Origin of the sequence: Weizmannia acidilactici, assembly GCF_008974225.1 — a bacterium.
Lineage (GTDB): Bacteria > Bacillota > Bacilli > Bacillales > Bacillaceae_C > Weizmannia > Weizmannia acidilactici.
Genome location: NZ_BKZR01000006.1, coordinates 60,095 through 81,749, shown reverse-complemented (window position 1 = coordinate 81,749; position 21,655 = coordinate 60,095). Strand labels below are relative to the sequence as shown.

General features: G+C 45.1%; 22 protein-coding genes, 1 pseudogene and 1 other annotated feature. Of the genes and pseudogenes, 15 read left to right on the top strand and 8 right to left on the bottom strand.

From position 1 onward, the window contains the following. Window positions 1-48: 48 nt before the first annotated feature. Window positions 49-906 carry a DegV family protein gene (locus GBH70_RS03640; protein WP_151679755.1) on the bottom strand — a complete coding sequence of 286 codons (858 nt, stop codon included), beginning with the start codon at window positions 904-906 and terminating at the stop codon, window positions 49-51. A 205-nt stretch (window positions 907-1,111) separates the two neighbouring features. On the opposite strand from GBH70_RS03640, the gene GBH70_RS03635 reads away from it, so the two are divergent. Further along, window positions 1,112-1,555 carry a BsuPI-related putative proteinase inhibitor gene (locus GBH70_RS03635; protein WP_151679754.1) on the top strand — a complete coding sequence of 148 codons (444 nt, stop codon included), beginning with the start codon at window positions 1,112-1,114 and terminating at the stop codon, window positions 1,553-1,555. A 16-nt stretch (window positions 1,556-1,571) separates the two neighbouring features. On the opposite strand, the gene GBH70_RS03630 is transcribed toward GBH70_RS03635, so the two are convergent. The 3 genes from GBH70_RS03630 to GBH70_RS03625 all read right to left on the bottom strand — a co-directional run bounded on the left by GBH70_RS03630 (window position 1,572) and on the right by GBH70_RS03625 (window position 2,835). Then, window positions 1,572-1,769 carry a DUF3813 domain-containing protein gene (locus GBH70_RS03630; RefSeq protein WP_151679753.1) on the bottom strand — a complete coding sequence of 66 codons (198 nt, stop codon included), beginning with the start codon at window positions 1,767-1,769 and terminating at the stop codon, window positions 1,572-1,574. Continuing rightward, the gene (locus tag GBH70_RS16635) at window positions 1,769-1,918 is read right to left on the bottom strand and encodes a hypothetical protein (protein ID WP_172967525.1); all 150 of its coding nucleotides are present in this window, start codon (window positions 1,916-1,918) and stop codon (window positions 1,769-1,771) included. Before GBH70_RS16635 ends, GBH70_RS03630 begins: the two co-directional genes overlap by 1 nt. 83 nt (window positions 1,919-2,001) lie before the next feature. Continuing rightward, window positions 2,002-2,835, bottom strand: coding sequence for a Cof-type HAD-IIB family hydrolase (locus GBH70_RS03625; RefSeq protein WP_151679752.1), 834 nt, complete (start codon window positions 2,833-2,835; stop codon window positions 2,002-2,004). Between the two features lie 185 nt (window positions 2,836-3,020). On the opposite strand from GBH70_RS03625, the gene GBH70_RS03620 reads away from it, so the two are divergent. The 3 genes from GBH70_RS03620 (at window position 3,021) to clpB (ending at window position 6,489) form a co-directional block, all read left to right on the top strand. Then, window positions 3,021-3,329, top strand: coding sequence for a metal-sulfur cluster assembly factor (locus GBH70_RS03620; protein ID WP_151679751.1), 309 nt, complete (start codon window positions 3,021-3,023; stop codon window positions 3,327-3,329). Window positions 3,330-3,484: 155 nt separating this feature from the next. Continuing rightward, window positions 3,485-3,664, top strand: coding sequence for a YjzC family protein (locus GBH70_RS03615; RefSeq protein WP_151679750.1), 180 nt, complete (start codon window positions 3,485-3,487; stop codon window positions 3,662-3,664). A gap of 224 nt (window positions 3,665-3,888) precedes the next feature. Beyond that, complete coding sequence (gene clpB, locus GBH70_RS03610; RefSeq protein WP_151679749.1) at window positions 3,889-6,489, top strand: ATP-dependent chaperone ClpB; 2,601 nt, start codon at window positions 3,889-3,891, stop codon at window positions 6,487-6,489. Window positions 6,490-6,536: 47 nt separating this feature from the next. Here clpB and GBH70_RS03605 read toward each other — a convergent pair whose 3' ends face one another. Continuing rightward, a complete protein-coding gene (locus GBH70_RS03605; RefSeq protein ID WP_151679748.1) occupies window positions 6,537-6,719 on the bottom strand; it encodes a YjzD family protein in 183 nt (60 codons plus the stop codon). A 180-nt stretch (window positions 6,720-6,899) separates the two neighbouring features. On the opposite strand from GBH70_RS03605, the gene GBH70_RS03600 reads away from it, so the two are divergent. Then, a complete protein-coding gene (locus tag GBH70_RS03600) occupies window positions 6,900-7,679 on the top strand; it encodes an NAD-dependent epimerase/dehydratase family protein (protein ID WP_151679747.1) in 780 nt (259 codons plus the stop codon). On the opposite strand, the gene GBH70_RS03595 is transcribed toward GBH70_RS03600, so the two are convergent. Then, the gene (locus GBH70_RS03595) at window positions 7,676-7,945 is read right to left on the bottom strand and encodes a hypothetical protein (protein ID WP_151679746.1); all 270 of its coding nucleotides are present in this window, start codon (window positions 7,943-7,945) and stop codon (window positions 7,676-7,678) included. The genes GBH70_RS03600 and GBH70_RS03595 overlap by 4 nt on opposite strands. 239 nt (window positions 7,946-8,184) lie before the next feature. On the opposite strand from GBH70_RS03595, the gene GBH70_RS03590 reads away from it, so the two are divergent. The 4 genes from GBH70_RS03590 (at window position 8,185) to GBH70_RS03575 (ending at window position 12,307) form a co-directional block, all read left to right on the top strand. After that, on the top strand, window positions 8,185-9,123 hold the full coding sequence (locus tag GBH70_RS03590) for a beta-ketoacyl-ACP synthase III (protein WP_151679745.1): 939 nt from the start codon (window positions 8,185-8,187) through the stop codon (window positions 9,121-9,123). Window positions 9,124-9,231: 108 nt separating this feature from the next. Continuing rightward, on the top strand, window positions 9,232-10,473 hold the full coding sequence (gene fabF, locus GBH70_RS03585; RefSeq protein ID WP_151679744.1) for a beta-ketoacyl-ACP synthase II: 1,242 nt from the start codon (window positions 9,232-9,234) through the stop codon (window positions 10,471-10,473). Window positions 10,474-10,650: 177 nt separating this feature from the next. Continuing rightward, window positions 10,651-11,427, top strand: a complete 777-nt coding sequence (locus GBH70_RS03580) for a DUF2268 domain-containing putative Zn-dependent protease (RefSeq protein WP_151679743.1) — start codon at window positions 10,651-10,653, stop codon at window positions 11,425-11,427. A gap of 127 nt (window positions 11,428-11,554) precedes the next feature. Further along, the gene (locus GBH70_RS03575) at window positions 11,555-12,307 is read left to right on the top strand and encodes a YjbA family protein (protein ID WP_151679742.1); all 753 of its coding nucleotides are present in this window, start codon (window positions 11,555-11,557) and stop codon (window positions 12,305-12,307) included. 43 nt (window positions 12,308-12,350) lie between these two features. On the opposite strand, the gene trpS is transcribed toward GBH70_RS03575, so the two are convergent. Continuing rightward, window positions 12,351-13,343, bottom strand: a complete 993-nt coding sequence (gene trpS, locus GBH70_RS03570; protein WP_151679741.1) for a tryptophan--tRNA ligase — start codon at window positions 13,341-13,343, stop codon at window positions 12,351-12,353. 62 nt (window positions 13,344-13,405) lie between these two features. Further along, window positions 13,406-13,647 (bottom strand) — a binding site (T-box leader). 53 nt (window positions 13,648-13,700) lie between these two features. Next, window positions 13,701-14,033, bottom strand: coding sequence for a DUF3899 domain-containing protein (locus GBH70_RS03565; protein ID WP_151679740.1), 333 nt, complete (start codon window positions 14,031-14,033; stop codon window positions 13,701-13,703). A 394-nt stretch (window positions 14,034-14,427) separates the two neighbouring features. Here GBH70_RS03565 and GBH70_RS03560 point away from each other — a divergent pair. The 6 genes and pseudogenes from GBH70_RS03560 (at window position 14,428) to GBH70_RS03535 (ending at window position 21,543) form a co-directional block, all read left to right on the top strand. Then, window positions 14,428-15,495 (top strand): annotated as a pseudogene (locus tag GBH70_RS03560) (transposase). 284 nt (window positions 15,496-15,779) lie between these two features. Continuing rightward, complete coding sequence (locus tag GBH70_RS03555) at window positions 15,780-17,447, top strand: peptide ABC transporter substrate-binding protein (protein WP_151679739.1); 1,668 nt, start codon at window positions 15,780-15,782, stop codon at window positions 17,445-17,447. 116 nt (window positions 17,448-17,563) lie between these two features. After that, on the top strand, window positions 17,564-18,496 hold the full coding sequence (opp3b, locus tag GBH70_RS03550) for an oligopeptide ABC transporter permease (protein WP_151679738.1): 933 nt from the start codon (window positions 17,564-17,566) through the stop codon (window positions 18,494-18,496). A 32-nt stretch (window positions 18,497-18,528) separates the two neighbouring features. Further along, complete coding sequence (opp3C, locus tag GBH70_RS03545) at window positions 18,529-19,515, top strand: oligopeptide ABC transporter permease (RefSeq protein ID WP_371862173.1); 987 nt, start codon at window positions 18,529-18,531, stop codon at window positions 19,513-19,515. Between the two features lie 23 nt (window positions 19,516-19,538). Then, window positions 19,539-20,600, top strand: a complete 1,062-nt coding sequence (locus GBH70_RS03540; RefSeq protein ID WP_151679736.1) for an ABC transporter ATP-binding protein — start codon at window positions 19,539-19,541, stop codon at window positions 20,598-20,600. Between the two features lies 1 nt (window position 20,601). Next, the gene (locus GBH70_RS03535) at window positions 20,602-21,543 is read left to right on the top strand and encodes an ABC transporter ATP-binding protein (RefSeq protein ID WP_151679735.1); all 942 of its coding nucleotides are present in this window, start codon (window positions 20,602-20,604) and stop codon (window positions 21,541-21,543) included. Window positions 21,544-21,655 lie beyond the last annotated feature (112 nt).

Genomic DNA, 21,655 nt, shown 5'->3' with positions numbered 1-21,655 from the left:
TAAATATCCCGAACCTAAGTTTCCCCGTCTCCCGGCAGCGCTATACACTTAAGGCAGCTTGTTTAGGAAAAAGACGGCCAATGTGCCGGGCCCGGCATGTGAGCCGATGACAGAACCGATCGTATTGATTAAAAAATGCCTTGTTCCAAAGCGCGCTTCGATCAGCTGCCTCATTTCTTCCGCTGCCGCTTCGTCATCACCGTGGGAGATGCCGATCAGCTGATGTTCCAGGTCAACGCCGCGTTCTTCCATGATATCAAGCATTCGCTGGAGCAATTTTTTGCGTCCGCGGATTTTTTCAATCGGGATAAGTTTTCCGTCTTCCACATCCAATATCGGCTTAATATTTAAAAGCCCGCCAAGAAATGCGCCTGCTTTAGACAGACGTCCGCCCCTGGCAAGAAACTCCAGATCAGCAACCGTAAAAATATGTTCCATATGTTTGCTGCGAAATTTAGCATCCCGGATAATTTCCTCTTTATCAGCGCCGTTTTCCCGCAGGTCAACTGCCGACTTTACCACCAGGCCATAGCCGATCGATGCGCATTTTGTATCCAAGATCGTTAAGTCCAAATCCGGGTACGCCTCTTTTACCTGGCCGGCGATCATCACGGCTGTCTGGTATGTACCGGAAAGCTCGGACGAGAATGCTAGATAAATGCCGGAATCCCCTGATTTGGCCAAATCGGTAAAAAGTTTTTCAAAATACTTTGGTGTTGGCTGGGAAGTTTTTGTTTCCGCGCCTTCACGGATGGAACGGAACACGTCCTTTGGATTAATGTCAACCAAGTCGTTGTAAGCTTTATCGTTCACATAAACCGTTAATGGAATCAGCGATACGTGATTTTCTTTGAAAAAAGACAGCGGCAGGTCGCATGCGCTGTCCGCGTAAATTTGAATACCCATTGTTTTCACCTTCACAATCCATAAGTTCTAGCTTTAGTTTACATATTTTCGCTGGATTGTACAATTTTTCCGATCAGCCGTGAGAAATTTGTAAAAAATAACTTATACTAAAACGTAAAACTGGTTTTAAGTTGCTTTGGAGGACCGGATGGGGTAAACCGCCCTGTAAAGTGGTATAGTGGAATCAGAAAAGGAGTGTCAGGTCATGCTTTGGAAAAAAGTGGGCATGTTATGGCTGATGTTTGCTGTTATCATGGCCATTCCGGGCGCGGCAAAAGGAGAGGGAAAAATGGTTCCGGATTTTTCTGTAGAAGCCGTTCAAAAGGGCTGCAACGTCGAAATACGTCTAACCGCGGCAAATCGTACAGAAGAGGAAATGCATTTGGAGTTCCCTACAAGCAAGTTGTACGATTTTACGATTTATGATGAAACAGGGAAGCCGGTGTACACGTTTGGAAAAGGAAAATTTTATCTGCAGGCCTTCCAGCATCTCACATTAAAAAAAGGCGAACGGAAAACATGGGTTGAAAATTGGAAAGGGGGGGCGGGGACGTACACGGTAAAAGCCGTTCTGCTTTCTTCGAAAATAAACGGGAAATCTGGCGGGCATGTGCAAACGGAACTGCAGTTTACGATCCATAAGAAATAGCTGCCGAAGCCGGCAGCTATTCCAATTTTCCGAGTTCGTCCTGCATTTCGCGCAACTGCACCTTTTCAGCAAGTGTAGAGTTGGCGTATGCGCTGGATAAGGCGTTTTTCGCTTTTTGGATCGTTTCGGTTTTCTCTTCATCAGTTCCCTTGGCGGCCGTTTCTTTCGCCAGTTCGACAAATTGCCTTGCCTGCCTGAATAATCGGTTGGCCATTACAGGAGGCTCCCCGATACAGCATCTTCCCGGCTCCTGTTTGTTTCTGCTTCGACCAATGTGGAGTAATATGGGAACCTTTCATCATGCTTTTTTACTGCATCTTTTCCCTGCTGGACAAATCGTTTCGATTTGCTGCTTCTGCCCAAACGAAACACCGCCTTTTATGCTCGTAAGGGTACGCGGGGTACAATCCCGCGCCCGCTTATAGTATAGGAACATCGGGCCGGGATTATGCGCTTTCCCCTTTTTTCGACTTCAAATTCAGCGCTTCCTCCAAAAATACGCCGATGCCGTCTTCCGTATTGGAGAGGGTCGTTTCGTCCGCAATATTTTTCAAGGCAGGGATGGCATTGCCCATCGCAATCCCGATGCCGGCGTACTCGATCAATTCCATGTCATTGTCTTCATCCCCGAAAGCAATGATCCGTTCTTTCGGGATGCCGTATGAGTCGGCAACTTTTTTGACGCCGACTGCTTTATTCAGCCCGGCCCTGATGATCTCAATAATATGCCATGGCGCCCCCCAACGCCTATGGTCGACGACTTCCGCATGGACATCGCTTAAATATTTGCGTATTTCCGGAACATCTTCCTTTGCGGCGTGGATGAGCATGGAGGTCGGCTCGTCTTTCAGAAAACTGATCAAATTTCCGGTCGTTACATTCGGGTCACCGATCCGGAAAATTTCAAGCAACTTTTCGTCATGGTAATGCAAATACACATCATCTTTTACTTCGGCAACAATATTATAAAGCCGGAAATCGCCGCATGTTTCCACGATCGATTTCACCACCTCAAGCGGCATCGGCTCGTGGTAGATGCCCCAGCTCCTGTTTTTCGGGTGGTGGATAAAAGCGCCGTTGAAATTGACAATCGGCGTATCGAGCTCCAGTTCGTTATAATACGGCTGGCTTGAACGGAAAGGGCGGCCTGTGGATATCATGACAATGTGGCCTTCTGCTTTTGCCTTTTTCAGAACGGATTTCGTTTTCGGGGAAATGGTTTTCTCATCATTTAACAGTGTACCATCCAGATCCAAAGCAATTAAATAAGGTTGCGGCATCGCATTTGCTCCTTTTTGAAATGATAGTCAATATACATGCAATTTCACGATAATTAACTATACTAAACAATATAGCATTTTTCCTGCAAACGTACAGAGCGGGATGTTAAAATGATGTAAAGAATTTTTATTTTTATATTGAATGCAATTTTGTTATGATAAGAATACGGAGGAGGTTGAAAACCATGGATGAGTCATTAAAAGAGAATATTATGGGCGCGCTTGAACAGGTGATTGACCCTGAAATCGGTATAGATATTGTAAATCTTGGGCTTGTATATGATCTTGAGCTTGACGAAAAAGGGTGCCTGACAGTCACGATGACACTGACGGCAATTGGCTGCCCGTTGGCGAGCATTATTGTTGACCAGGTCCAAATGGCTGTACAGGATATTCCGGAAGTCAAGGATACCCATGTCAACATAGTATGGGATCCGCCATGGACAAAAGACCGTATGTCCCGCTACGCAAAAATTGCGCTCGGGATCAACTGAAGAATATTGATGCGGACGGCCTTTTTCTGGCCGTTTTTTTATGGGCGCAAGAGAGCGAATATCTCCATGACAGAATCCATGGCAAAAAAATGCGCTCATGCTTTGGCGAGGCGCTGTCCAAACTAATGCTGACAATCAAAAAGGAGGGCATTTCTTTGGGACAAAGCAATCGGTTTCATCCTGGAAGCAAAGCGCCGAATAACGGGGTATATGTGGAAGTCGGCGAAAACGGCGATCCGGTCGTAAACCCGAAAAGCATCCACCTCCATAAAGGAGACCGGTTTCCGGAAACATCAAATGATGAACGCCATTGGACGCGGAAACGGAAACCTTAAAAAAACGGGGAATCTCCCCGTTTTTTTGATGTCGCTTTCTGAAAAGGTTCCTTAAGTAGCATGAGATTTGCGGGAAGCTTGGGGTGAAAGCGTGCGGCGGAACCGGGACATGGGAAATGGGGGAGGTTCGCCGTGTGTTCAGGGCGAAATTTTAGCAAAAATCCAACAGAAAAATTTAACAGGGACTTGGAAAAAGGTAAAATAAGGATAACGGAGGTGAAAATATGGATATCAACCGCATGACGGTTACGGTCCAGGAAGGTTTGGCGGGGGCCCAGCAGATGGCCGCTGAAAAGCACCATCCGGAAATGGATACCGCCCATTTATGGAAAGTGCTGCTGGAAAAGCCCGACAGCCTGCTTTTAACGATATACAAAGGAGCCGGTATCGTACAAGAAGAAATGGCCAGGACAATTGATGAGGCGCTTTTGAAAAAGCCGGAAGTGGCTGGGCAAAGTGCAGCACCGTATTTGTCTTCATCGCTTTTGGAATTGTTCCGTCTGGCAGAGAAGGAAATGCACTCGTTTCAGGATGAGTATATTTCAGTGGAACATTTGGCGCTCGCTTTGATGGACTTGGAGCACGATGACATTTCCCGCTTTTTAAAGCGCAGGCGGATTACGAAAGAAAAACTTTTGCAGGTAATCAAAAAAGTAAGGGGGAATCAAAGGGTGGCCTCGCAAAACCCGGAAGCAACCTATAACGTTTTAAAAAAATATGGGGTGAACCTTGTTGAAGCCGTTAAAGAAGGCAAGGTGGACCCAGTCATCGGCCGGGATGCGGAAATCCGGAATGTGATCCGGATCTTGTCGCGCAAAACGAAAAACAATCCTGTCTTGATCGGGGAGCCTGGCGTCGGGAAAACGGCGATCGTCGAAGGGCTTGCGCAGCGGATTGTCCGCAAAGACGTCCCGGAAGGTTTAAAAGATAAAACCATTTTTTCTCTGGATATCGGGGCGCTTGTTGCAGGCGCGAAGTTCAGGGGGGAATTTGAAGAACGATTAAAGGCGGTGCTGCAGGAAATCAAAAAAAGCAACGGACAGATTTTGCTTTTCATCGATGAGCTGCATACGATTGTCGGTGCCGGTAAGACGGAAGGGGCGATGGATGCCGGCAATATGCTGAAGCCGATGCTGGCCCGCGGCGAGCTGCATTGCATCGGGGCAACAACGCTTAATGAATACCGGCAGTATATTGAAAAAGATGCCGCCCTTGAGCGCCGGTTCCAGCAGGTGCTTGTCCAGGAGCCGGATGTGGAGGATACCATTTCGATTTTACGGGGATTAAAGGAACGCTTTGAAATCCATCATGGCGTCCGCATCCATGATAAAGCGCTTGTCGCGGCCGCAACATTATCAAATCGCTACATTACCGACCGTTTTTTGCCGGATAAAGCGATTGATTTGGTGGATGAAGCATGCGCAAACATCCGCGTCGAAATGGATTCAATGCCAAGCGAACTTGATGAAGTGACGAGACGACTCATGCAGCTTGAAATTGAAGAAGCCGCCCTGCAAAAGGAGACGGATGATGCGAGCAAAGAACGGCTGGGTATATTGCGGAAAGAACTCGCTGATTTGAAAGAAGAAGTGGACACGATGCGCGCCAAATGGCAGTCCGAAAAAGCGGATCTGCAGAAAGTCCAAGAGAAACGTGAACTACTGGAAAAATACCGGCGCGACCTGCAAGAAGCCGAAAATCAGTATGATTTGAATAAAGCCGCTGAGCTGCGGCACGGAAAAATCCCTGCTGTTGAAAAAGAACTAAAGCAGCTGGAAAAGCAAATGGCCGAAAATGAAGGAAAGACAAGGCTGCTGCGGGAAGAAGTCACGGAAGAAGAAATTGCCAATATTGTGGCGCGCTGGACAGGCATTCCGGTGGCAAAAATTGTGGAAGGCGAGCGGGAAAAACTATTGAAACTGGAAAGCATCCTGCATGAGCGGGTGATCGGCCAGGATGAAGCTGTCCGCCTTGTGAGCGATGCTGTCCTCAGGGCGCGTGCTGGTATGAAAGACCCGAACCGCCCGATCGGCTCCTTTATCTTTCTCGGACCGACCGGCGTCGGGAAAACTGAACTCGCAAAAGCGCTCGCACAGCATTTATTCGATGACGAAAACCATATGGTCCGGATCGACATGAGCGAGTATATGGAAAAATATTCCGTATCCCGTCTGATCGGCGCGCCTCCGGGATATGTCGGCTATGAAGAAGGCGGGCAGTTAACAGAAGCGGTCAGACGGAAACCGTATTCTGTCATTCTGCTTGATGAAATTGAAAAAGCCCATCCGGAAGTGTTCAACATCCTCCTGCAGGTACTCGACGACGGCCGGATTACCGACTCGCAGGGGAGAACAGTCGATTTTAAAAATGCGATCATTATTATGACATCCAATATTGGTTCTTCTTATCTGCTTGATATAAAGGGCGGGGAAATCGACGAAGACACGAAAAATGCAGTCATGGCGCAGCTGCGCGCCTCATTCCGTCCAGAATTTTTAAACAGAATTGACGATATTATTTTATTTAAGCCGCTCAGCATGGACGATATGATGGGCATTGTCGATAAATTAATGAAAGAACTGGCCGGCCGCCTAAGAGAGCAGTTAATCCGGCTCTCGCTTTCCGATGACGCGAAAAAATGGATCGCCGAATCGGCCTATGACCCTGTATACGGCGCAAGGCCGCTGAAACGCTTTATCCAGCACCAAATCGAGACAAAACTGGCAAAAGAAATTATCTCGGGAACGGTACGCCCAAATGAAATTGTAAGGATCGATGTGAAAAACGGGCAGCTTACGATTACGGCCGAAAATCTGAAGCCTTAAACTTAAACAATCCGGCGCTGCCCGAATCAGGCAGCGCCGGATAGATTTTATTCTTCCGCTTTTACATGTTTTGGCAACGCTGCATTGACAATCAAAACCGCAGCTGTAATGACAAGCGACATGATGGCCATCGTTTTTACATGGTATGTAGAATTTGTGATGGCGCTTCCGACATATCCAAGCATCTCGGTTAGCAAAAATACCCAAAAGATTGTAAAAATGTATTTCATGATTTTCACCCCAAATTCAAATGGACTCCTATGCAATGTCTCCTTTTATCATATCACAGCGCAATAAATTGTAAAGAGGCAGATATTTGCCCGTTGCCATCTAAAAACACCGTCGACGGCAATGAATCTTTATAGCCGAGTCCGCATAAGCTTAAAAATAAATGTTCATGGAGGGTTCCTATGGATCAAGTGCTTGTCCTCGGCGCCCTGCAATTTGCCGGATTTGAACTGTGCAAGGCGCTGCTTGATGCTGGATATCCGGTTATGGCAGCTGATAGTAAAGCGTCCGGCGGCATAGATGGGGAAAAATGGATGGAAATCGGCAGAAATGCGAATGCCATTTATCAGCCAACCAGCGAGCTTTCGGTTGAAAGTGATTTTACTTGCTGCCTGCCGGTTTACGACTATTATGTCCAAAACGCCCGGGAGGATTTGCAAACTGTCTGTTCTTGCTTAGGAAATTTTTCCAACAGGATGGAACGTTTGGCGCTAATCCTCCCAAACCATTTGGCGGAAAGCACGGAAAAAGCGGGCTGGATTCCCCGGAGCTTAACCGATTATATAGAAACCATGACCTTTTTTGTCCCGACTTTGTACGGCCCCGGACAGCCAAGCCGGATGGCATTTTCACAAATGATAAACGGAAATCTTGATCCGGATCTGCAATACGATGATCGTGATGCGTTATACGCCGGTGATGCAGCTAAAGCAATTGTGCAAGTGCTGGAAAAAGGACGAACCGGGAAAACTTTTTATTTGAAAAGCCCGGATGGAAACGGATGGGAGCCCGTTGCCCGCTTTTTGGCCAAAGATGGCTATGGCAGCCGCCCGCTTCCGGAAAACAGGCTTGTTTCCGTCCGGGAGATGGAAGGCATAACGGTCCAGCCGTCGATTTCATATAAAGAGGCCATCTCAAAGCAAATGGCATATATGGGAAAGAATATTAAAACAAGTAATTAATCCCCTTTTCCGATATTGGAAAGAAGTTTTTCAACGATAGGGGCCATTTTTCGGAACAAAGGCTTCAACTCATCAATTGCCTCAAACAGCTTATCAGCATTCTCCAACAGTGCTTCGATATCAATGTTTTGGAAAAATGGATGGTTAAATAAACTGCCGGCTATTCCATCTTCTATTTTTTCATCGGTGCTTTCTGGCAATTGCACCTGGTTCCTGCGTGGAAAAAACATTTGGTCAAAAGGATGGACTTTTTTGTGTTCACCCATTTTCTCACTCCCTTTCGGCTTCTTTTTATTGTCTGAAATCCGGGCGTCTTTTCTACTACAGCATATGACGAAAAAACGGTTTCGACCGCGCCATTGGCCCATCCGCAATAGAACACTGGCCGGGGGTGACAAGAAAACACCGCTTTGATATAATTAGGAGCAGGTCATAATAATAACTATAAGAATCATTCGTATATGATAAACTTTGACTATTTTAATTTGGAAAGAAGGAATACGAAATGAATGCTGGCATTATCGGTGTTGGGAAGTATAATCCTGAAAAGGTTTTGACAAACTTTGATTTTGAAAAAATGATGGATACGTCCGATGAATGGATCCGGACAAGGACGGGGATTGTAGAGCGCAGGATCGCGCCGGATGAAATCGAGACGTCTGATATGGCCTATGAAGCGGCTGTAAAATCGATAAAAAATGCAGGCATTTCCCCTGAAGAAATTGATTTAATCCTTGTAGCGACCATTACGCCGGACCAGCCGTTCCCGACCGTTTCGAATATTTTGCAGGACCGCCTTGGCGCGAAGAAGGCAGCGGCGATGGACTTAAGCGCGGCATGCTCCGGATTTATGTACGCCATGGCGACAGCCAAGCAATTTATTGAGACGAATACGTATAAATATGTTTTAATTGTAGGTGTTGAAAAATTATCCAAAATCACGAACTGGGAAGACCGCAGTACGGCTGTGCTTTTTGGCGACGGGGCAGGTGCCGCCGTCATCGGTCCGGTTTCGGAAGGAAGGGGCATTCTTGCTTTTGAACTCGGTTCGGACGGCTCCGGCGGCAAATATTTGTATGAAGATAAAAACGGGCATATTGTCATGAACGGCCGCGAAGTATTTAAGTTTGCCGTCCGCCAAATGGGAGAATCGAGCCTGCGCGTGATTGAAAAGGCCGGGGTGAAAAAAGAGGATGTAAATTTCTTAATCCCGCACCAGGCAAATATCCGTATCATGGAATCAGCGAGGGAAAGGCTTGGCCTGCCTGTTGAAAAAATGTCGAAAACGATCCATAAATACGGAAATACTTCCGCTGCTTCCATTCCGATCTCATTAGTGGATGAACTGGAAGAAGGCAAGATCAAAGATGACGATCTTGTTTTGATGGTCGGGTTTGGAGGCGGATTGACATGGGGTGCTGTACTGGTAAGATGGGGGAAATAACCCCCGCTTTGGCACAGCAGCCTTTCAAAGCTGTAAAATTTTGACGGATTTATCGCATGATACTTAAACATTACCGGTCTTCTTGTACCTGGAAAAGGAGATGGAAAAATGGAAAACAGAAGAGTGGTTGTCACTGGAATTGGGGCTGTTACACCGGTCGGAAATGATGCGCGGACAGCCTGGCAGAACGTAGTAAACGGAAAGTCCGGGATCGGGCCGCTGACAAGGCTGAATGCGGACCAGTTTCCGGCAAAAGTGGCTGCTGAAGTGAAAGATTTTAATATTGAAGAGTTTATTGAGCGCAAAGAAGCACGCAAAATGGACCGCTTTACGCATTATGCCGTCGCATCCGCGATAATGGCGGTAAAAGATGCGAACCTTACGATTAACGAGGAAAACGCAACCCGTGTCGGCGTCTGGATCGGATCCGGGATCGGCGGCATGGAAACGTACGAAAACCAGTTTGAAATCTTCCAAAAACGCGGATACCGGCGTGTGAGCCCGTTTTTTGTCCCGATGATGATCCCGGATATGGCGGCTGGGCAGGTCTCCATTTTACTCGGCGCAAAAGGCATCAATTCCTGTACCGTAACCGCCTGTGCAACGGGAACGAACTCGATCGGCGATGCATTTAAGGTCATCCAGCGTGGAGACTGCGACGTGATGATTACCGGCGGCGCAGAAGCACCGATTACAAATATGTCGCTGGCGGGATTTTGCGCAAACACCGCGCTCTCGACCAATCCGGACCCGAATACGGCAAGCCGCCCGTTTGACTTAAACCGCGACGGGTTTGTCATTGGAGAAGGCGCCGGGATTGTGGTGCTCGAAGAATTGGAACATGCGAAAAAGCGCGGGGCAAAAATTTATGCGGAAGTCATCGGCTACGGGGCAACCGGCGATGCATACCATATTACGGCGCCAGCTCCAGGCGGGGAAGGCGGCGCGCGTGCAATGAAAATGGCGCTTGACGACGCAGGGATCACCCCAAGCGAAGTCGGCTATATTAATGCCCACGGCACAAGTACGCAGTATAATGATAAATATGAAACGATGGCTATAAAAGAAGTTTTTGGCGACCATGCTTATAAACTTGCCATAAGCTCGACAAAATCCATGACCGGGCATCTGCTCGGCGCAGCGGGGGGGATTGAAGCTATCTTTACCGTACTGGCAATCAACGAAGGTATCCTACCGCCGACGATCAATATTGAAGCGCCGGACCCGGAATGCGATTTGGATTACGTGCCGGATGAATCCCGCAAGCAGGAAGTCAAAGTGGCGCTCAGCAACTCGCTCGGATTCGGCGGCCATAACGCGACACTGGCATTTAAAAAATACGAAGATTAACCTTCGTCTTTTATAAAGAACGTCAAGGGGCTGTCCCAAGAGCCGGTAGGCCGGCCCGGGGCACTCCTTTTTTTATGCAATCGGGAAAGTTTTAGTTATTTCAAAATGTGCTTTAAATCTGATCAATAAAACGCGTTCCCCGCTAATACAATAGAAGCAAACAGAAGGGGGGGCGTTATGGGCGTCATACGTACAGACAGGTGGATGGAGGAAGATTTTGGAAGGCCGGAAGTGTTTTGCAAAAACATCAAACAGGCCGGAAAAGACGTGAAAGATTTTTACCGGTACTTGCAAAGCTTCGGCATGTACCGGCCTTCAGGACAGTCGAAACAGACTTTTCTATCGTTGAAAGAAAAGAATGCGTGGGAAAAAATCGCGGCACTTAAAGCAAAGTATCAAAAGCTGTGGAAAGGGCCGGACCCGGATATTTATATATTCCCGATCCGTGCGGGAAACGGATTCGGGTTCCGAAAAAGCAGGGGAAAATCAGGCGTCACGCTGCCGGATGCCGTTTTCCTGTTCTTGGGGCCGGTACGGGACGAAAAAGAATGGGAGGCACTTTTGATCCATGAATACCATCATGCTGCGCGCATGTCCCGGCTGAAACGGCCGCTTATGGAATATACGTTGCTCGATTCTCTTGTATTTGAAGGCCTGGCGGAACATGCCGTGCTCGAATACTTAGGGGAGGAATATATTTCAGGAACGTCCAGGCTGTATACGGGCAGGCAGAAGATGCAGGCGTGGCACCGATTTTTTGCGGAAAACCTTGAAAGGAAAAAAAGCGAGAAAATCCACGATGACCTGCTTTTCGGGAGAAGGTACGTGCCAAACATGATGGGGTATGCGCTCGGGTATTTCCTCATAGAAGAATTTAAGAATACACATGCTTTTTCTACTGCAAAATGCATAGGCCTCGCATCCGAAACATTCCTTACAAAAAATTTTAAATAGGGGGTTGCCTGCTGAAAGATATAGTGCCGGCAGCTTCCCCCATCTTCCTTTTTGGCGGCGGCATAGGAATAATTTAACTGCTCCCTGCCTATACTGAATGACAAATAGAGTTTACGGGGGGTTATCAATGCTGTATCTTCACGATGTATGGGTCAACTGGTTCGAGGGGGAGGAAAACGGATATAATGTCTGCCCTTTTCATGAATGGCGCCGGGATGATGTCATTGAACTGCTTGACCAGGTCCCTCTTTTATATGTGGACACGCTTCTTTATGATTACATTGAAAATGATTTGGCGGAATTGCCGCAGACGTTGCTGAACGATGTTTATCAAAAAGGGATATTGCGCAAAAACCATGAAAGGATCCAGCTTGATTATTGTTTTGTCGTAACGGATGGCAAGGGAATATTGGCTGTCGATACGATCGGCTATACGCTGCCGATCCGGAAAAGCAGGCTTATCCCGCGGCAGGAACAGCTTGTGTATGATATGATAGTGGGACATGAGCCGGTTTCTTACCATTTTGAAAAAAACGCCAAACCGAAAGAATACCATATTTTATCCCCTTCACCGGAATGCATGCAGGGGCTGACGAGAAGGGAAAGGCAGTTAAAGCAGCTGCTGTTTATGGCCCTTGACCAGCTTTATTCTTCTAAGAATACGGCGGAAGTGCGGTATTGGTATACTGAATGGTCGCCGGAAAAATATGAACAAATTCAATTTATGGATTTTGATCTTGTGTGGGAGCGGCTTTATGAGGAAACAAAAACAGGGTGGTCTGAAAAACACGAGCAGTTGTGCGAAAACTTGATAAAAGGACAACCGTTCTTTGAAAAACTTTGGGAACTTGAACACAATGAAAAAAGCGAACTCATGTAAAAACGAGTTGCGTACTAAATCGCAACTCGTTTTTTGCATTGGTTCAGTGGCGTTTTTTCCTGCCGAGCCCCATTGCATTTTCCATTTTCTTCAGCATTTTTCCTGCCACAATATTAGCTTTTTCCGCGCCTTCATCCAAAATGCGGTCCAATTCCTCCGATTCAATCAGTTCGTAATAACGGTGCTGGATCGGGGCAAGCGCATCATTGATTACATCCACAAGGTCAGCTTTAAATGCCCCGTAACCGACCCCCTCGTATTTCCTTTCCAATTCTTCAATGGACAGGCCGCTGAAGTTGGAGTAGATAACGAGCAGATTGGAGATGCCTGGTTTGTTTACCTTATCATATCTCACGACGCCGTCCGAATCGGTAACGGCGCTTTTAATTTTTTTATCGACCAGTTTCGGGTCATCAAGAAGTGAAATAAAGGCTTTCTTATTCGGATCGGATTTACTCATTTTTTTTGTCGGATCCTGCAGGGACATGATCCGTGCGCCTGATTCAGAGAGCTTGATGTCAGGCAATGTAAAAATTTCCAAATACCGTTTATTAAATCTTTCCGCCAAATCCCTCGTCAATTCCAAATGCTGTTTCTGGTCTTCACCGACCGGCACAAGATCTGTGCTGTATAGCAGGATATCAGCAGCCATCAGCGGCGGGTATGTCAATAGGCCGGCCGATACGCCTTCTTTTCCTGCCGATTTGTCTTTAAACTGCGTCATCCTTTCCAATTCTCCGATATAGGAAACGCACTGCAGCATCCATCCGGCCTGGGCATGTGCCGGTACTTCTGATTGGATAAACAGCGTTGCTTTCTTCGGATCAATGCCGACAGCGACATAAAAAGCGGCAAGGCTTCGGATGTTTTTGCGCAACGCAAGCCGATCCTGCGGCACGGTGATGGCATGCTGGTCCACAATGCAAAAATAGCAATTAAAACTGTCCTGCAGTTCAACAAACTGCTTCATTGCGCCAAGATAGTTGCCGATATGGATCGTTCCGCTCGGCTGGATGCCTGAAAAAATGGTTCTCATTTTGCTTTTTCCTCCTAAGACATGCTGAAATTTTTCCATAAAAATAAAAAACCATTCATCCAAATAGGGACGAATGGGATAGATCCGCGGTGCCACCCTAAGTGCCCTTTACGCCGGGCCGCTTAGTTCCAAAAAATTGGGGCCTTGTTAACGCAAGGCAAACGCCGGAAACTAATAGGGTAAAATATCCGTTCATCCCCGGAGCTCGAAAGCCCATTCCATCTGCCCGGCATGTTTGTTCCCACCAACCACAAACTCTCTAAAATGCCCTGGCAAATGTACTATTCTTTCTCATCGCTTTTCACGTACCGCCACCATTATAATCAAATTAAGCAAAAAAGTCAAAATGCGAAATCTTTACGAACTTTGCAGAAAAAGGGCAATTGCCATGAAAATCATCATCACAACGCCGGTTAAAAACGGCATTTGCACGTGAATCGAGACCAGTTTGGACAGCGGACGGACTTCTCCGTCAAATCTGGACGACAGTCGCTGGAAACCGTAGAAAAAAGCATCAAAAAAACCTGTACGGAGCATAAAAACCGACAAGGAAAAAAAGATCAAGAGCGCCCCGATTGTAAAAGATGTATTAATATAACAAAGCAGGTCGATCCGCTTATAAAACGTGAAAGAACAGATGAAAACAAGCAACTGGGAAGACAAAAACCAATAGACAAGCTTTTTAAACATATGCTCACCTTTCAGCAACAAGCATTTTCGTCCATTATACAGGAACACAACAAAATAGAAAACTACCAGACATGTCGAAACATATTTATAAGTTAAATTAAATTTATTTCAAGAAATAAAAAAATTAAAAATGTCACGCATACCGTAAATTATGTTGCATAAATGTTTAAAGAAGGAAAGATAAAGGAAAAGCCTGCGCAAAAAAATATTAGAAATCAGTTGTTCATAAGGGACTTGGTAAAAAATTTAGCAAAGAATATTTAAATGAGTGAATTTCAAAATTCCAAGTCCTTGTGTCCAAAGGTTTTCAAAACATAAAAAAGGAAGTACCTCCCCAAGTCTTGTATAACGGTAATTAACGAAAAAAACAAAAAAGACTGGAGGGACACTCCCTGTGACCATTATACGACAAATGAGTTTATTTGGCATCCAGGAATTATACGAAATGGAACCTACCCATCGTTACGATGCCATTATTTCAGCTATAAATCTTAATAAAATCTGCCATTCAGTAACCAAGAAGTCCCATCTTGGTGCACCTGAAGAATTAAACTATGCCGCCATGATTATTTCAGTTTTCGTCCGTTATGTTGAACGAATCCCAACCGTTAAGGATCTTGTGAAACGTTTAAATGAAGACATTACCTTCAAGCTAAACTGCGGTTTTCTTGTATCGGACAATACGCCTTCTGAATCCTCTTATTCCTGGCTTACGATAAAAAACGAGGGAGAAAGTCCAAAGAAGAACGTGAAAAATGGCTCGCTGAACAGGCTGAAAAAGAAGCGACTCTGCCATTTTTCCAAAAGAAAAAAGAAGCTCAACTGGATGCCCCTCTGGATGAATGACGCACGAAAGTTCCACAAGATCCGAAATGGGGCGTCAAAAAGAACAGTGAAGGTAAAAATGTTTTTTGGTTTGGTTATAAAGGCCATCTGGCTGTCAGTACATCAAGCCAATATATTTTACAGACTCTATTCTCTTCGGGCAGCCTGAATGACGGCAAGGCAGAGATTCCGTTACTCAAAGGAATTCAGGAACGCTTACCACTCCCTTTATTACGTCATGAAGTAATTGATGCCGGTTATGATTTCGAACCCATTTATACACAGGTTTATCGAATGGGGCAGCATTCTGTGATGGCCTACAATAAACGGAATGAGCCTGAAAGGATTGGGTTCGATGAAGGCATCTGCCAGAAAGTGTACAAAGTAAAGATCACAACAGACCTTCGAAAATATACAGCACCTGCCCGGGGGTCAAAGGCATGGAAAACGATTTTCAAACGCCGTAGAACGAGTTAATGCATATTTAAAGGAATACTTTCAGCTCAACAATGTTCGTTACCGGACCGGAAAACGGGCAAAAGTACATTTCGATCTCGTAACGCTTATTTACAATGCTTCAAAACTAGCCGCAGACCGCATAAACGCAATGTTAAATCAAGGGCAACAAGCTGCATAAAACTAAGGCAATTTAAAAAACGTTAATTTAGAAATTCTACAGGTCTTTGTATTTTTAAAAAGAGCAATTATGAAATTGATTCAAATATAATAGTTTTTTTAAAATTTTTGATTGATTTGAAAGGGATTACAATATTGGCGTGGCGGTATTTTTTTCACTTTTTCCTTATTTTTAATGTAATTAAAAAACAATAAAAAAATATGTACAAGTAAAACAAATGTTAGTATAATTGATTTCGAAAAGTCACTTGCTTTTCAGAAAAATAAAAAAAGGGTGGTTAGCTGATGAAAAAGTCAAAATTTTATGTTTTCATGACTTTGGCTTTTGTGCTGTCCCTTGTGCTTGGTGCCTGCGGCAGCAATAACAGCAGCAGTTCAGGCAGCAAAAGCGGCAACAGCTCAACAAAGCAAGTCTTAAACTGGATTGCTAGCGCTGAAATTCCTTCAGGCGATCCGACGCTCGCAACAGACCAGGAAAGCTTCATCTTATTTGGAAACACGATGGAAGGCCTTTACCGCATCGGTAAAGATGACAATCTCTATTTGGCTGATGCAGCCGAAGAACCGACTGTAAGCAAAGACGGTAAGACATATACATTTAAACTCCGTAAAGATGCGAAATGGTCGAATGGCGATCCTGTAACAGCGAAAGACTATGTCTTTTCATGGCAAAGGGCTGTAAATCCGAAAGTCGGCTCCCAATATTCCTATATTTTTGCCGGGGTCATCAAAAATGCATCTGATATTTTGGCCGGCAAAAAGCAACCGAGCGAACTGGGTGTTAAGGCAATCGATGATTATACGCTTCAAGTCCAATTGGAACGCCCGACACCATACTTAAAATCATTGCTTGCATTCCCGACCTACTTCCCGCAAAACCAAAAATTCGTGGAATCGAAAGGGAAAAAATATGGGACAAATAGCGACAATATGTTATTTAACGGGCCATTTATCTTAAAAAATTGGAACGGCACAGGTCTGACCTGGAAATATGTGAAAAACCCGAATTATTATGACAAAGATAAAGTTAAATTGCAGCAAATCAATTTCCAAGTTGTCAAAGCGGTTAACACCGGCGTGAACCTGTACAACACCGGCAAAGTTGACCGTGTCGGCTTGAGCAACGAATATGCGCAGCAGTATAAAAACAGCAAAGAAGCCCATACGTATCCGACTTCTTCCGTCTTCTACTTCAAATATAATGAAGTGCGCAACGGCAAGAAGACTGCTTTAGCGAATATCAATATCCGCAAAGCTTTGGCAATGGCAGTGGATAAACAATCGTATGTTGATACTACATTAGGCAACGGTTCTATCCCTGCAAACGGATTGGTTCCGAAAGACTTTGTAAAAGATCCGAAAACAGGGCAGGATTTCCGTGCTGAAAACGGAGATTTCCTAAAATATAATGCTTCGGAAGCTAAGAAATACTGGGAAAAAGGCTTGAAAGAACTTGGCGTGAAGAGTCTTACGTTTGAACTGCTTGGTGATGACACCGACGACGCCAAGAAATCAAGCGAATTTATCCAAAACCAATTGGAAAAGAATTTACCTGGTTTAACGCTCAAACTGAAAAACGTACCATTTAAAAACCGCTTGCAATTGGATACAAACCAAGACTACGATATTCAGCTTGCCGGTTGGGGACCGGACTATCAGGACCCTATGACATTCCTCGATCTGTTTGTCACAAACGGGGATAACAATAAATCCGGTTATTCCAATAAACAATATGACAAGCTAATCAATGAAGCAAAAACAACTTATGCGAACAACCCTGAAAAACGTTGGCAAGTTATGCTGAAGGCAGAAAAAATCTTGATGAATGATGCCGCAATCGGGCCGTTGTACCAACGTGCATATCTCCGCCTGCAAAAACCTTATGTTAAAGGCGTAGAAGACCACTTGTTCGGTCCGGATACAACCTTCAGGGATGCTTATGTTCAAAAATAATTTTAAATCAGGTTTGATTGGCGAAGGAGAGTATTTCCTTTTAGGGATACTCTCTTTTGACCGTTAAGAGAAGTTTTGTAAGAAAATTGTAAATCATTTTATTAGGAGGTGCCGGTGTGGTTAAGTATCTCTCGCAAAGGATTATCTACCTTTTGATCACATTATTTTTGATTTCATCTTTTACATTTTTTTTAATGAAATTTTTGCCGGGAACGCCATTCCGAAACCAGCAAAAACTTTCTCCTGAACAAATTCATATATTAAATGAAAAATATGGCCTCAATGATCCGGTTCCTGTCCAATATGTAAAATACATGGGAAAACTGGCACAAGGTGACCTCGGGATTTCATTCCAATTCGATAACCAATCCGTTACGCACCTCATTCTGAATCGGATGGGTCCGTCCTTACAGCTGGGAATTCAGGCAATGATCCTGGGTACGCTTATCGGAATTATATTGGGCATGTTGGCGGCAATGTTCCAAAACAGCTGGATTGACTACGGCAGTACATTGATTGCGATCCTCGGAGTCTCAATTCCCTCGTTTGTATTTGCTGCAGCTTTGCAATACTTTGTAGGCGTAAAACTACAATGGTTGCCGGTTGCATCCTGGGATGGTTTTTCTTCAACTATATTGCCTACCATTGCTCTCGCTATTGGTCCCGTTGCTACAGCTGCCCGGTTTATCCGGACAGAGCTGGTTGATGTTTTAAGTTCGGATTATATTGTTTTGGCAAAAGCGAAAGGAAATTCATATCGTGATATTGCCTTTAAACATGCGCTTCGAAATGCTTTAATTCCGTTAATTACTGTTTTGGGTCCTACGACCGCAGCCATTTTGACGGGATCAATGGTGATTGAGCAAATTTTTTCGATTCCGGGAATCGGGGAGCAATTTGTAAAATCAATTCAAATGAACGATTACCCAATTATTATGGGTACAACAATTTTCTACTCATTTGTCTTGGTCGTATGTACTTTAATTGTTGATATATTGTATGGCATTATCGACCCGAGAATTCGTTTAGCCGGGGGGAATAATTCATGAGCACAAGCACCAATGAAACGATTTCAAAAGATATGTTTGAACTTGTTGAAGTAAATCATGAAGACGCGGATGTGATTGAAAAGCCGCAGCTGTCTTTTATGCAGGATGCTTGGCTGCGCCTAAGGAAAAATAAAGCGGCGATTGCGAGTTTAATTATCCTGATTTTGCTCATTATCATGGCGGCAATCGGCCCGTCACTTTCTAAGTATGATCCTTATACCCAAGATTCTTCGCGGATCAACCTGCCGCCAAGAATTCCAGGAATTGAAAAGCTTGGCATTTTTGACGGAACACAGGAGATCGCAGGGAAAAAAGTCAATGTTTATGAACAAAAGCATATTAAAGATTATTACTGGTTTGGCACTGATTCGCTCGGCCGTGATCTGTTTTCAAGGGTTTGGCAAGGGACAAGGGTATCCCTTTATATCGCTTTTCTTGCCGCATTAATTGATATGGTGATCGGGGTAACTTACGGCTTAATTTCAGGCTATAAAGGCGGGCAGGTCGATAATGTGATGCAGCGGATTGTTGAAATTCTTTACGGGGTACCGAACCTCATTGTTGTTATCCTCATGCTGCTCATTTTTGCACCGGGGATTTTGTCGATCACGGTGGCAATGGTTACTACCGGCTGGCTTGGCATGTCTCGGGTTGTACGCGGGCAGGTGCTGAAATTGAAAAATATGGAATATGTATTGGCTGCAAAAACTTTGGGCGCATCGAATACAAGGATTTTATTCAAACATTTGCTGCCAAATTTGGCCGGCGTTATCATCATCAATACAATGTTTACGATTCCGACTGCCATTTTCTTTGAAGCATTTTTAAGTTTTATCGGGATTGGATTGCAGGCACCGAAAGCATCCCTTGGTACATTGATCCAGGACGGTTATCAAACGTTCCAATTTTTGCCATTCCAATTGTGGATTCCGGCGGCTGTCATTTGTATTCTTTTGATTGCCTTTAATCTATTGGGTGATGGTTTACGGGATGCATTTGATCCGAAAATGCGAGATTAATGGTGAAGCGAGGTGAGCCTTTTATGGAAAATATATTGGAAGTAAAAGATTTAAATATTTCTTTCCACACTTTTGCCGGTGAAGTACAGGCGATCCGCGGTGTGAATTTTACTTTAAAAAAAGGTGAAACATTGGCAATCGTGGGGGAATCCGGTTCGGGAAAATCGGTTACAACGAAAGCTATCATGCGGCTGCTGCCCCCGAATAACTCTGAAATTAAATCGGGAGAAATCCTGTTTAACGGCATAGATATTGTAAAAGCATCCGAACGAAAAATGCAGACGATCCGCGGCAAAGACATTTCAATGATTTTCCAGGATCCGATGACTTCGTTAAATCCGACGATGACGATCGGCAAGCAAATCATGGAACCGTTGTTAAAACATCAGAAATTACATAAAAGCGAGGCAAAAAAACGCGCTATTGAGCTTTTAAAACTGGTCGGCATTCCGAAAGCGGAGGTACGGTTCAAACAATATCCGCACCAATTCTCCGGCGGAATGCGGCAGCGCGTTGTCATTGCGATTGCGCTTGCATGTAATCCGAAAATTTTAATTGCGGACGAACCTACAACTGCGCTGGACGTTACGATTCAGGCTCAAATTCTTGATCTAATGAAAGACCTGCAGTCGAAAATTGAAACATCTATCATTTTCATTACCCATGATTTGGGCGTTGTGGCGAATGTTGCCGATCGCGTGGCGGTCATGTATGCCGGGAAAATTGTTGAAATCGGCACCGTTGATGAAATTTTTTATAATCCGAAGCATCCTTATACATGGGGGTTAATCAGCTCCATGCCAAGCCTGGATGTGAAAGACGAGGAACTATATGCTATCCCGGGCACGCCCCCTGATTTGCTCCGCCCGCCTAAAGGAGATCCATTTGCGCCAAGGAACAAGTTTGCGATGAAGATTGATTTTGAAAAAGAACCGCCGATGTTTAAGGTTTCCGATACGCATTATGCGGCGACATGGCTTTTGCATCCGGACGCCCCGAAAGTGGAACCGCCGGAAGCCGTGAAAAAGAGGATGAATAAGTTTAAGGGTGTTGTGCGCCCGGCTCCGGTTGAGGAGGAAAAGTAAGATGGCAACAAAAGAAAAACTGATTGAAGTGAAACATTTAAAACAATATTTTAATGTAGGAAAGGCAAATGAAGTACGGGCCGTGGATGACATCACTTTCGACATCTACAAAGGAGAAACGCTCGGGCTTGTCGGGGAATCCGGATGTGGCAAGTCGACAACAGGACGGACAATCATCCGCCTGTATAATGCAACGGCCGGGGAAGTATTGTACGAAGGGAAAAATGTCCACGGCAAAATGTCCAAAAATGAGTTGAAACAGCTCCGCCAAAAAATGCAGATGATTTTCCAGGATCCGTACGCATCGCTCAACCCGCGCCTGAAAGTGGCGGATATCATTGCGGAAGGGATCGATATCCACGGGCTTGCAAAATCGAAAGAAGAGCGGATGAACCGTGTATATGAACTTCTGGAAACGGTCGGCCTCAACAAAGAACATGCAAACCGTTATCCACACGAATTTTCCGGCGGGCAGCGGCAGCGGATCGGTATTGCAAGAGCGCTTGCGGTCAATCCGGAATTTATTATCGCCGATGAGCCGATTTCCGCGCTTGACGTGTCGATCCAAGCCCAGGTGGTCAACCTATTGAAGAAATTGCAAAAAGAGCATAATCTGACGTATTTGTTTATTGCCCACGATTTATCGATGGTCAAATACATCAGCGACCGGATCGGCGTCATGTATTTCGGCAAATTGGTGGAACTGGCCGATGCCGACGATTTGTACAACCATCCGCTCCACCCGTATACACAATCGCTGCTATCCGCCATTCCGCTTCCTGATCCTGATTATGAGCGTACCCGGAAGCGGAAAATTTATGACCCGTCCGTCCACCAATATCGTGCAGGTGAAGAAGTAAAAATGCGGGAAGTCGCCCCAAACCATTTTGTTTACTGCTCCGAAAGGGAATTGGAGCAGTACAAAAAAGCATACAATGGCTGACCATTCTCAATTAAGCCAAAAGAACGCACGCTATTTGAAAGTGCGTTCTTTTTTAATTCCCTTCTATTTTTCATAGAAATTTAAGAAAAAAATGTTTAAATACGGTTAAAAG